Annotated in this window: 5 protein-coding genes and 1 pseudogene; 1 reads left to right on the forward strand and 5 read right to left on the reverse strand. The window is 43.6% G+C overall.

The window, feature by feature from the left end:
• The first annotated feature begins 4 nt into the window (after positions 1 to 4).
• Positions 5 to 337, forward strand: a complete 333-nt coding sequence (locus ACSQ7D_RS07770; protein ID WP_437135840.1) for a MerR family transcriptional regulator — start codon at positions 5 to 7, stop codon at positions 335 to 337.
• Between the two features lie 332 nt (positions 338 to 669).
• On the opposite strand, the gene ACSQ7D_RS07775 is transcribed toward ACSQ7D_RS07770, so the two are convergent.
• From ACSQ7D_RS07775 to ACSQ7D_RS07795, 5 genes and pseudogenes are all read right to left on the reverse strand, one after another.
• The gene (locus tag ACSQ7D_RS07775; protein ID WP_437135841.1) at positions 670 to 2,673 is read right to left on the reverse strand and encodes a beta-galactosidase; all 2,004 of its coding nucleotides are present in this window, start codon (positions 2,671 to 2,673) and stop codon (positions 670 to 672) included.
• Positions 2,674 to 2,778: 105 nt separating this feature from the next.
• The gene (locus ACSQ7D_RS07780; protein ID WP_437135842.1) at positions 2,779 to 6,822 is read right to left on the reverse strand and encodes a hybrid sensor histidine kinase/response regulator transcription factor; all 4,044 of its coding nucleotides are present in this window, start codon (positions 6,820 to 6,822) and stop codon (positions 2,779 to 2,781) included.
• A 132-nt stretch (positions 6,823 to 6,954) separates the two neighbouring features.
• Positions 6,955 to 7,105: pseudogene (locus ACSQ7D_RS07785) on the reverse strand (phosphinothricin acetyltransferase).
• A gap of 450 nt (positions 7,106 to 7,555) precedes the next feature.
• The gene (locus ACSQ7D_RS07790) at positions 7,556 to 10,615 is read right to left on the reverse strand and encodes a glycoside hydrolase family 2 TIM barrel-domain containing protein (RefSeq protein WP_437135843.1); all 3,060 of its coding nucleotides are present in this window, start codon (positions 10,613 to 10,615) and stop codon (positions 7,556 to 7,558) included.
• A 24-nt stretch (positions 10,616 to 10,639) separates the two neighbouring features.
• Positions 10,640 to 12,952: a glycoside hydrolase family 3 N-terminal domain-containing protein gene (locus ACSQ7D_RS07795; RefSeq protein WP_437135844.1), complete on the reverse strand. Its 2,313-nt coding sequence runs from the start codon at positions 12,950 to 12,952 to the stop codon at positions 10,640 to 10,642.
• Between the last annotated feature and the right edge of the window lie 72 nt (positions 12,953 to 13,024).

Here is a 13,024-nt window from a genome sequence, read left to right on the forward strand (position 1 = left end):
AGAAATGGATATTGTATTACCCGATAAACTGTATTACACCATAGGAGAAATAGCCAAGGCATTCAATGTGAACGCTTCTCTTATTCGCTTTTGGGAAAAGGAATTTTCTATTATCAGCCCGAGAAAGACGAGTTCGGGAAGCAGGAAATTCTCTCCCGATGATGTTAAGAAACTCCAGCTTATCTATCATTTGGTAAAAGAACAAGGCTACACCCTTGAAGGGGCGCGTCAACGTCTTAAAGAAGACAAGCAGAAACCTCTTACAAACCTTGATGTGGTTACAAAGTTAGAGCGTGTAAAGCAAATGCTTATCGAAATCAAAGAAAATCTTGAATAATGTCAGTTCGATATATACAATATTGATTTACAATTATATTTGTATTACAATCTGTGTGAATCTCCAGTAGCAAAGCTACCAATCCGTGCGCATCACAACTGATAATAATAGAGATTTATCTGTGTCAAATTCGTGTAATTCGTGAAATCTGTGCGAGACATTTAAAACAGCAAAGCTATCCATTTGTTTGATTTTTTTTAAGATTTGTAAGATTTCTGTAGCGTAAGCTACACTTTTCTAACATCGAATTCACATTGAATAACAAAAAAGCTGTACGATGTAACTATACTCGTACAGCTTTTTTAGGAAAAAACATCAATATTAATTTGTATCTATTTCCAAAGAATCACTAATGTCTCTTCGGAGGATAGGCGGGCGGTGTTAGCTGTTGCACTTCCTCCCTTATCCGCAAAAACAACTGAAGGATTTACTCCTTTGGGGTAGCGCAATGCCACTGAGGTAGCTTGTGGGCGTTTGTTAATGAGGATAGTAAGATATTGATTGCCTTTTTGCATCGTATACATTTGCACTCCTTTTTGGTAAGTTTCAAACTGAAAAGGCACTGTGGCTTGCACTTCGGCGAGTAGCAAATGCGAAAGTGCTTCCCCTTTGCCACTGCGCAAAGCACCCATACCCAATAACGATGGAAACCAAAAGGTTTCTCCCCTCATAAAGCGATGTCGCGTTGCCAACACACTATTCCCCTCTTGGGCAACTATTTGTCCTTGAGTATTGTAGATACTTCCTTTCCAAAGATGGGCGGGCAGGGGTGCGTTTTGGTAATTTACACTGAAATCGGTAGGGAGGCATTTTACTTCTTTCAGCGCTCCTCCCAATACATCTTGTAGCGGAAATCCTGTGTGATGTAGGGCAAACATATTTTCGTCGTAGAACGCACTGAGTCCTTCCATTATCAGTTTGCCACCATTGCGTACAAAGTTGCGCAGGGGTTCCCAATAACGCGATGGGAGGCTTATTTGTCCTGATAAAATAATGGTTTCGCCTTTATAAGAGGGTTTGTTCCAGTTGAACTCATCAAAGCACTGAAACTGACTATTGATGCCGTTTTCAAGTAGGGTTTCGTACATTGCAAACGCCGATTTCATAGCACCTCCCGTGTTTCTGCCCTCGTAATCATTGTTGGTATTATCATTTAGTTGCGCTTTCTTTTCTACCCAAAGAGTTTCGCGGGTATAGAGGATATGAATGTTAGCTACTACAGGTTTAAATTTGCTGATATTGATTTTTCGGAGTGTTTTGGCAACTTCGGAGGCAGCAGTGAGTCGGTCGGTAGGTTGGTTTTGGAAATCTACGAGTGCCCATTCGCCTGCTTCATCGCCCACAGCACGCGGGTTCAAGCACCAAAACAAGATGTGTTCAGCACCGTTGCCAATGCTCGTCCACAGCCATTGGGTGATTTCTTCTTTGGTAGGGCAGAAGGCTTTATAACCACTATAAGTGTTGTTGCCCCCTTGCAATTCGGTTACCCAAAAAGGCAAATCGCCTGCTCCCGAACGTATGATAGCGCAATTTGCCCCCAAAGCCGTAGCGTACTGACTTCTGTGAAACATAGTGTAATGCCAACTGGGGTGAGCTGAAGCACCTAACGAATTGAGGAAGTTGCGCCAAGCGGGGAAGTTGTATTCGGCAATATTGCTGAATATTTGGTGAGAATTGACGTGCAAATAGGCATTAGGGTCGTACTTTTTCACCTCGTTGGCAATCCATTGCAGGTACCAAGTGTTGTAGTGCAGCAAGAATTGTTGAGGAGTGAAATCTACTATTTGTGGGTAGCCTTTGCTGTTGTAGGCAGTAGGTTGTAGTGTTTTGAGCCATTCACTTTTTTGGGTATTGGCAAAAGTATCGTTAGGCACCCAACCCCCAGTGCCAGGTTCGTTCATCAGCACCCAACCATAGAGGGCAGGTGAGGTTTTGAAATGGGTTACTACTTGCTTGATATAGGTAGCAATTTCTTGTAGATGCGACTGCGAATAAGGGTGTTTAAAGCCACCTAATGAATTGTCGGGGGCAGCGGGGAAGAGCGTGCCTACAATCTTCACATTGTATCGCTCGGCTGCTTTAAAAGCCTTGTCGAACAGCGAGAAATCCCAAGTACCGTCGGGGCGCTTCATATAGTTTTCGAACATACGAATGCGACAACAGTTCATTTGGTACTCGCTGAGGAGTTTGAACCAAGTATTTATCTCCTCATCAGTTTGCCCAGGTTCGATAAACACCTGTGCACCAATGGGTGATACATAGGGTTGCGCTTTCACAGTGGTAGTGATGGAGGCAATCCCAAGGCATAAAAGGTATATATAACTTCTTAAAAACATACAAATACTTTTTGGTGGTACATTTTGTGTTGCAAAGGTAAGGCAATAAAGTCTTTATCCACTTATCTTTTCTTCTATAAAACTTATCAAATTAGCTTATACACTTCACTTTTCACTTTCCCCTTTTAAATACTCTCTCGGTGAGACGTTGTAGAACTTCTTAAACGAGCGACTGAAATTCGATAGCTCTTGGTAACCCACCTTATAGGCTACTTCCGAGATGTTCAAATTGCCTTGTTTCATCAGTTCGGCAGCGGCGGTCATACGTATTTGTACAATCACGTTGTAAGGGGTGGTGTTCATAATGGCTTTTACCTTTTTGAAGAGTTGGTTAGTGCTCATATTTAGGGCATCGGCGAGGGCATCGATACCAAACTCGGGGTCGCTGAGGTGTTCCATTACAATGTTGTTCACTTTATCTACAAACTCTTTTTTCCAAGGTTGCCCGATGAGTTTTTCGCGGTATACATTCAGGTTAGGGGAGGAACTGTACTGTTCCCACAGCTTCTTGCGCGAAAGCAGTATATTTTCGATGCGCTTGCTGAGTATTTTAGCCGAAAAAGGTTTGGTGATATAGTCTTCCACACCCAAACTATACCCCTCTACCACTTGCGATTCTTTGTCTAAGGCAGTGAGCAGAATGATAGGAATATGGTTTGTTTTTTCGTTGGCGCGCAGTTCTTTTACCATTGAAATACCATCGCGTTTAGGCATCATAATATCCGATACGATAAGGTCGGGAATGTGGGCAATTGCCAATTCTAAGCCCTCTTCACCATCGCGTGCCAATAGTACGTGGAAATGCTCGTTGAGGATGTGCTCTATATAATCGCGCATATCGTCGTTGTCTTCCACTACCAAAATAGTCTCTTCCTTGTCGGTTGCATTTTCTTGTGGAGCTATTTCTTTCACCTCTTGGGTAGTGTCTATCTGTTGCAAGGTGATAGACGCCTCGTCGTGGAGTTGTGGCACATCTAAAATAGGCAACAATACCGTGAAGGTAGCCCCTTGTTTTTCTTCACTTTCTACCTCTATATGCCCTTGGTGTAGGTCGATGAGGTCTTTGGTAAAAGCGAGCCCTAAGCCAGCACCCTCGTTGTGGAGTTCTTTCTGGCGTTTGCCTTGCAAAAAAGCGGTAAAGAGCTGTTTTTGTTCTTCTTTGGAGATGCCAATGCCTGTATCGGCTATCTTTATTTGCAAAAACTTCTGCTGGTTTTGCACCACAGTCGCAATGAGTACCGTGATTGCACCTTTTTCGGGGGTGTATTGGAAGGCATTTCCGATGAGATTGTAGAGAATTTTGTCTAACTTATCAGCATCAAAAGGCATCCACAAGCTGGGCATTGTACTTTTGATAGTGTATTGTATTTGTTTTTCTAAAGCCAGATAAGCAAAGGTTTCACTCACCCCTTTTACAAATTTCACTACATCGTCGTATTGCAAATTTAGTTCTAATTTGTTCTTTTCTAACTTTCTAAAATCGAGTAATTGGTTGATGAGGCGCATCAGTTTTTGGGCGTTGCGCAACATCATTGTATATTTCTCTTTGTGCTGCTTAGGAGAATTCTCATCATCTACCATTTGGTTTAGCGGACCTACAATAAGTGAAAGCGGTGTTTTGAACTCGTGAGAGATGTTAGAGAAAAAGTTGGTTTTCATCTCGTTGATTTCGTACATACGCTGGGCTTCCAATTGGGAGATACGCAGGTTCTGCTTGTCTCTTTCCTTGATGGTGTAATACTTCACAATAAGCACGAGCAAGCCCACTCCCAGCAAGGCATAGAGGATATAAGCCCAAGTTGTTCGCCAAAGCGGAGGGGCTACTATTATCTTAATTGTAGTAGGTTTTTCGCTCCACACCCCGTCGTTGTTGGTGGCTTTTACTTTGAAAATGTAAGTACCTGGGTTGAGGTTTGTATAGGTAGCGATGCGCTCGGAAGCATCATAAATCCAATCGCTATCAAAACCTTCGAGCATATAGGCGTATTGGTTTTTGAAAGAAGCGCGATAGTTCAATGCCGAAAAACGGAACGATATTACTGATTGCCAATGTTTGAGGTGAATGCTTTGGGTTTCATCTATCACTTCGGTGAGCACCCCTCTTTCTTCTGGTCGTACCGATTTGTTGAATATTTGAAAATCAGAAATTACTACTTTGGGTTGGGTTTGGTTAAGGGTAAGCTGTTGAGGATAGAAAGTATTAAAACCGTCTTTTCCTCCAATGAGTAGCTCGCCGTCTTTGGCTTGTGCAAAAGCTCCTAATTGAAAGCCCGAATTTTGCAATCCGTCGTACTCGTTGAACACTTGGAACTGTTGGCTTTTTGGGCTGTATTTCAGTACTGCCGAAGGGGTACTCATCCACAGATTGCCACTGTTGTCTTCTGCCAAACCGAAAATAGGGTCACCATAGTCGGTGCCTTTACGGCGAATGAGTTCAAAGCGTTCGGTTTTCTTGTCGAACTTGTGTAGCCCTCCTTTGGTGCCTATCCACAAAGTGCCGTCCTTGCTCTCGTGGATAGCCGTAATAAAGTCGTTGCTCAGGGCGTGTGTGTTGTTTTTTAGGGCTGTATAGGTGTGTTTGAGTTTTAGGTCGCGGGTATAACAACGCAAGCCTTTTTCGGTGCCTACCCACAAAAGCAGATCTTGGTCTCGGTGAATTACGTGGGTTTTATCTTCGGGGTAGATAATGTTTTTACTTTCGAATAGCGGGGTAAAAACCCCCGTAGCGGGCTGGTAGTTGATTGCCCCCAACTCGGTAGCAAGCCAAAAGGAATTGTCCCAATCTTTGGTAATTTGATAGACGTTGCGGTAGGTGTAGTTCGTACCGGTAGGCACGGGAATGGGCACTTGACTAAAACTGTTGGACGAAGGGTTGTACTTAATGAGGTAATTGGCGTAGTTGCCTATCCAAATATTGCCTTCCGCATCTTCACAAAAAGCCTGATAGAGCTGGGTATTGGGGTTGTAGGATTGGTTGCTAAAAGCAGTGAGTGTCTTTCTGTCGGGGTTGAGTTTATCAATATGGTTTAAGCCCCCTATCCAGAGGTTGCCTTTGCTGTCCTTAAAGATAGCGCGCACTTGCTTTTCCGAAAGAAAATTCTTGTACCTCACCCATTTGAATTGGGCAGGGGTAGGGCTAAAATAGTAAATCCCTGAGGCGGTACTCACCCACATCAGTTGGCTTTTATCTCGGTAGATGTGATTCACACTTTCATTAGCGAGTTGCGGGTTTTGCAAGTCGGTAAAGGCGTGAGTGTTTTTGTTGAGGAGTTTGATGCCCTCGTTGGTCTCTATCCAAATGTTGTGCTGACCGTCATCGGCAACCGAAAGCACATTTACATTATGCGTGCAATGGGTCGCGCCACACACCGCATAACGTTGGTAGTTTTTTGTTTTTTCATTTAAGCTATACAAACCACCGTGAGCCGATGATACCCAAACAGTGCCTTCTGGGTCTTTGTAGAGATTGAAAATGTGCTTGCATACCTTCTCATCGGTGTCGTTTGTATACCAGTAAGGGTGTAGCTCAAATTGTTTTTCCTTGCGGTTAAAACTGTACACCCCGCCACCCCACGAACTGAGTATGAGCGTGCCATTGGTAGCTACCATACCCGTAAGGGCGTTGTTCAGAGGTTTGGAAGTACCTTTTTCTCGAATGTCATAATGAGTGAAAACACCTGTTTTGGGGTTGAGCATATCCAGTCCGCCGCGGTCTACGGCTATCCAAATCATACCCGCTTCGTCCTCTACTATGCCCGCTACATCGTTATAGCTAAGGCTTTTACTCCCTTTTTGATGTTTGTAGGTGGTGAAGATACCCGTGCGCAGGTTCAGTTTGCTGAGTCCTTCGCCTTTTAAGCCAATCCAAAGGTTGTGCTGACTGTCTTCAAACAAACACCTGATAGAGTTTCCTGCAAGGCTGTTCTTCTGGGTGCTATTGTGCTTATACACAGTGATATCATAGCCATCAAACTTGTGCAAACCGTCATCAGTGCCTATCCATATAAAGCCTTTTGAGTCCTGCAACATACTGGTTACCTCATTGCTCACCAATCCGTTGTGGGTGGTGATTTTGGATAGATACGCCCAGTCCTGCGCTGAGAGCAACGCAGGAAATAACGCCCATATTATGTAGAGTAGTTCCCTCATTTTTCAAATTTGCTAATTCCCAAATTTTCTAATTTACTAATTCCCTTTTCCTTCATTACATTCCCCCTTTAAAGGAAGTCCGCCTTCGTCATTCGTCTCTCTTCATTCGTCTTTTCTTTCGATTTTCCGTCGCTACACTCCCCTTTTGAAGGTAGCCAGCGACAGCTGGGTATGTGTAAAGGGGAGGTTTGTCTCCTTTTCCAGCTTGTCCCCCTTCGGGGGTTCGGGGGCTTACCGAATAAATGACTCGCCATAATTTTCTCCTTTGAAGGAAGTCCGCGATAGCGGAGTATGTGTAAAGTGGGATGTTATCCCCTATTACCTAATGTCTAAGACCTTACACTTCCCCATTTACTAATTTTCTAATTTCCAAATTCTCTAATTTGCTAATTCTCTTTTTTGTCATACTCCCTCCTATTGCCTATGGCCTAAGGCCTAGTGCCTCTTCCTCTTTCTTTCGCCTCGAAACCCTGTTTTTGGCATTTTTAGCCTTGCTGTATTGCAGTATAAATCAACTACTTATACACTCTTCCTATACCAATCGTCCAAGATTCGTATAAGCTTCCTATAAGCTCTCTATAAGCTAACCCCACCCTCCTTGAAGCCTTTTTTCACCAAAAACAGTCTTAACCTTCTTTTGATTTCCTCCGTTTCCTTCCGAATTCCTCAACCCTTCCCCATTTGCTAATTCTCTCATTTTCTAATTCTCTCATTTCCAAATTTCCTAATTTTCTCATTTCCCCCCTACCTGAATGCTAAATTCGTAATGATAATACGGTTGGTTGAGCAAAAACTCTTTATGTACGCGTGGCGACCAGCTGTCGTCTCCTCCTACACCCATTTGAGCTTCATCGATATGCAAATAAGTGTGGTCTCCACGGCGCAGTTCTTGGGTTTCTTTGGATTGGTTTAGCGCGTCATCCGAATAGTCTTGTACGTTGAAATTAAATAGCTTAGGAGCACTGATGTATAGTTCGGTAATACCCGAAAGGAGTTTGAGCCAACGGGTATCGATATGGTTGCCATTTTCAGAAGGCATCACATAAGGGAAGTGCATATCCTTTACCGCACCGCTGTGAATACCCACAAAAGCTGATTCTTTTCTATCGGCATAAGTTTCATAAGGACCTTTGCCGTACCATTCCACTTTGTTAAAACTCTTGTCGAGCGTTAGGAGCATTCCCACTCTTGCCAAAGGAGGCACAGAGGCAGGCACTTCCATATTTGTGCTGATATCTATACGCCCGTCTCCATTGATGAGGTAAGTTACTTGTTGGCTGATATTGCCCGCTTTGGTTTCAATGCGGTTGTGTGCTACTATCTTCACTTGGGTTTCCCCTATGGGTGTAGCTTTCATTTTGGTAGCTGTTACCGTAGCTTCTTTTAATCCCGCTTTGCGCCAAGCTGAGGCATAGGAGTGCTCAAAACCCCCTTCATCGTTATCGGTAGGCACACGCCAAAAAGAGGGCACCATCGCTTCTGAAAGTAGGTTTTTCCCTTTATGCGTAAATTGACTTAAACCACCTATTTTCTTGCTGAATACGGCTGTAAAATTGTCGCCTTTTACGGTGAAGTTTGTCGCTTCGTCAGTAAATGTTAGTTTTTTATCGGAGGGCTTGGTGAATTCTCTCTCAACACGGTTAGGGAAAGCGAGTTGTTCTTTGGCTACTTCAAAATCTTTTGAAGCCCAAGCAGTAGCCTTTTTATTCTTAAAACGGAAGTTCATAAAGTATTCCTTGCCGTTTTGTACTAATTTTGTATCGAAAGGTATTTGTAGGGCTCTTTGGCTTTGTGGGGCAATGTTTAAGTCGTTGATTACCCCATTGGCGATAGGCTTGCCATTCTCGATAAGTTCCCATTGCAAATACACCTCGTCGCTATTTACAAAGTAGTTGCTATTGCTGATGAGTACCAAGCCTGTGTTGATATCAATATCCTTTACATTGAAATACTGATATACCTTTTTCAGTTCGTGCATTTCGGGTTGAGGAACGCCTGTGGCATTTACTAATCCGTCGTTCACATTCGCTTTGTCAATATGATTGATGATGTTCCAATACTCTTTGCCGTTCTTATCTTTGCAACGCAACGCTTGGTCTTTCCAATCCCACGTAAAGCCACCTTGGTAGCGCTCATTGGTAGCAAAAAGTTCCCAATACTTGCGGAAGTTACCCAAGCTGTTACCCATAGAATGGGCATATTCGCAGATAATCACAGGGCGTTTAGGGTCTTCGGTAAAGAGATTGTTCAGGTGGTTGAGCTCGGTGTACATATTAGAGATGATATCATAATGCGAGAGCACGCCTGCATAAGCAGGATTTTTAGACTCGTAATGCACAGGGCGTTTTTGAGGGTCGAGGGCTTTTATCGCCTCGTAAGCCGCATCGAAGTTCTTGCCCCAACCCGATTCATTCCCCATCGACCAATAGATGATACAAGAGTGGTTCTTGTCGCGGGCAACCATATTCACATTGCGCTCTACGATATCTTTTTGCCACTCGGAGCGTTCGCCTACGTAATAGCCATCTTCCCACAATCCGTGGCTCTCGATATTAGCTTCGTCTACCACATATAAGCCATATTCGTCGCAGAGGGTATACCACTCAGGCTGATTGGGGTAGTGAGAGGTGCGCACCGCATTGATGTTGTGAGTTTTCATCAATATAATATCGTCAATCATCGATTGGCGGGTGATGGTGCGACCGTTATAAGGGTCGAACTCGTGTCGGTTTACTCCTTTAAACTTCACAGGCTTGCCATTCACAAGGAGCAATCCGTTGTTTAGTTCAATCTTCCTAAATCCTACATTTTGAGTAAACGATTGTAACACTTTGCCTTTGGCGGTGAGCAAACAGAGTTCCACTTTGTAGAGGTTAGGAGTTTCGGCAGTCCATTTCAACGGATTTTTTACAGCTATTTGGGTACTAACAGTAGCTTCTTTTCCCGCAGCAATATCCGCAACAGAGGCTTTTTCGGTACCTATCACATTGCCTTTACTGTCTTTAAGAGTAGTTTGTACCACAAGGGCATCGCTTACTTTTTCGCCTAAATTCTGTACCTCTACTTGTACCTGCAAGGTAGCATCGCAGTATTGCGCATCGAGCTGAGGATAAACTGAAAAGTCACGCATACGCAACTCGGGGGTAGCAAAGAGGTATACATCGCGATAGATACCGCTGAGTCGCCAAAAGTCTTGGTCTTCTATATAACTGCCGTCCGACCAGTTTAAGACTTTTACATATAACTCGTTTTTGCCTTTTTTGAGGTAAGAAGTGATGTTGAACTCGGCAGGTAGCATTGCATCTTCGTGATAGCCCACTTGCTTACCATTGATGAACAACTCCATCGCCGATTGCACTCCCGCAAAGTGAATGAATACCTGTTCGCCCTTCCATTTATTAGGCACTGTGAACAGCGTTCTATACACTCCCGTAGGGTTGTAGTCCTTAGGGGTGTAAGGAGGGTTCATTGCAAACGGATATTTGATATTGGTAAAAACAGGAGGGTCATATCGGTTGCTTTGCAGTTGCCAATTTGAAGGCACTTTTATAGCGTCCCATTGGGTAATGCCTTTGCCCAAAAAGAAATCGGCAGGCACTTGTGAAGGGTGCTTGAAGTAAGCAAACTGCCAATTGCCGTTGAGGAGTACTTTTCCAGCCGGCTCATAGTGGCTATGGCTTTTTTCGGTGTTGATACTGCTTACCGCTAAGTTTTCCCAATCGTGGGTTTGCGCTGTGCTGAGGCTACTCGCCAAGGCAAGTACTGATAAGAATAAGGTACGTTGTATTCTCATAATCGTTTACTATTTTATGGTTTGTTATTCTTCTATTGTAAAATGTTGTTCATTACTATTATCGGCAGAATGTAAGCCCACCCACAGCAAGCACTCGCTGGGCTCAGTGTCCTTTTTTCCATTGATACCGTAAAACGCAAGAGCTTCGGAAGGCAGTTCAAAACGGACTTGTTTGCTTTCACCTGCTTTGAGAGAGATTTTCTGAAACCCTTTCAATTCCTTTACGGGGCGGCTAACACTTGCTACTAACTGTCGGGTATAGAGTTGTACCACTATTTCGCCCTCGGTTGTTCCTGTATTCTGCACAGAGGCATTTACTATAATGCTATCGTTATAACGTTTCAAACTTTTTTTATTCAGATGCACATTACTAATAGCAAAGGTAGTATAGCTGAGTCCATACCCAAAAGGATAAAGAGGCGTAATGGAACTATCCAAATATCCTGCGTTATAATGAGGGCGGTGGTCTACTTCTTCATTATTTGTATATACAGGTCGCCCTGTGCTTTTGTAGTTATAGTAAATAGGAATTTGCCCTACATTGTGCGGGAAAGACATCGTTAAGTGTCCCGAAGGATTTACATCGCCTGCTATCACATCAGCAATACCATTGCCTCCTTGCGTACCAGGAAACCACGCTTGCAAAATAGCTTGTACATTCTCGTTTTCCCAAGAAAGGTCGAGCGGTCGTCCGCTAAAAGTAATGATAGCTATAGACTTGTTTATGGCTTTTAGTGCTTCGAGCAATTGGCGTTGTGCTTGAGGCAAACGAATGTCGGTGCGCACCGCCGATTCTCCTGCCCAGCTGCTCTGTTCACCTACGGCTACTAATACCCTATCGGCTTTGCGAGCTATAGTAACCGCTTCTTTGAGTTGTTCTGTTGAAATAGTTGTAAAACCACAACCTTCGGCATAGAGAAGTTTTACGTTTGTACCCTTGTATTTTTCGGTAAGTCCTGTGAGTAAACTCACGCTTTGTTTGCCGTCACCTAAGCACGTCCAACTGCCGTTGATATCACTTGTGTTGTTCATCATAGGGCCTATTACAGCAATAGTTTTACCGCTATCTTTTTTGATGGGTAACACTTCAGCTTCATTTTTCAAGAGTACTACTGAGGAAGCAACAGCTTGTCGCGCTACTTTCAGATATTCCTCAGTAAAAGTATTTTCTTTGGCACGGGTTTCATCTAAGTATCGGTAGGGGTCATCAAAAAGACCTAAAAGGAACTTTATTTCCAATATATGCCTTACTGCTTTATCAATTTGAGCTTCGGTTACTTTACCTTCTTTCACTAAGGCACTAAGGTATTTAATAAAGGTTGCCCCGTTCATATCCATTTCTATTCCTGCATTGACTGAGAGGGTTGCCGCTTGTTTATCATCTTTGGCTACCCCGTGTCGTACCAACTCGTTAATACCTGTGTAATCACTCACTAACAAGCCGTTAAATCCCCATTCTTTGCGAAGCACCTCAGTAAGCAACCACTTGTCGGCGGTGGCAGGCACTCCGTTTATCTCGTTCAAAGAAGCCATTATACTGCCTACCCCTGCGTTTAGGGTCGCTTCATAAGGAGGTAAATATACATTGCGCAAGGTGTGCATAGAGAGTTCAGCTGTATTATAGTCCTTGCCTGATTCGGCAGCTCCATAGCCGGCAAAGTGTTTACCACAAGCTAAAAGCGTGTGAGGGCTACTCAACGTTTGCCAATTGTCTCCTCCTTGAAATCCTTTTACGCGCGCTTCGGCAATGAGGCTTCCTAAGTAAGGGTCTTCGCCTGCGCCTTCCATTGCCCGTCCCCAACGAGCATCGCGGGTAATATCTACCATAGGGGCAAACGTCCAATTGATACCATCGGCACTAGCTTCACGGGCAGCGAGTTCAGCTGTTTTGCGCATCAAAGCCAAATCCCACGAGCAAGATTCAGCTAACGGAATGGGAAAGATAGTTTTATAGCCGTGTATCACATCTTGACCAAAGAGGATAGGAATACCCAAACGCGTTTGTTCTACCGCTATTTTTTGTAATTTTCGTATACCTGCAACCGAAGTAGCGTTAAAAATACTTCCTACCAAGCCTTTTTCGAGGTAAGGTTGGTACTTATCAGCCATTACAGGACCTGTAACCGACCAATCGGCTGAGAATTGCGTCATTTGTCCGATTTTTTCTTCAAGAGTCATCAAACGCAGTACCGAATCTACGCGCTGTTCTATATGTCTATCGCCACTGAAACTCTTTTGGGTGATTTTTTCATTATCAGATTTTAAGATAGCGGGTGTTGCGCAACCTATCATAAGTAACGAAATAAGCGTTTTAAAGATGTGTTTGCTATATCTCATAGATACATTAACGTTTTTATAAAAAACACCTTCCTGCCTGTACCCTTCCCTTGAAATGAGAATTACATATTG

The sequence above is a fragment of the Capnocytophaga sp. G1920 genome, from assembly GCF_051417515.1.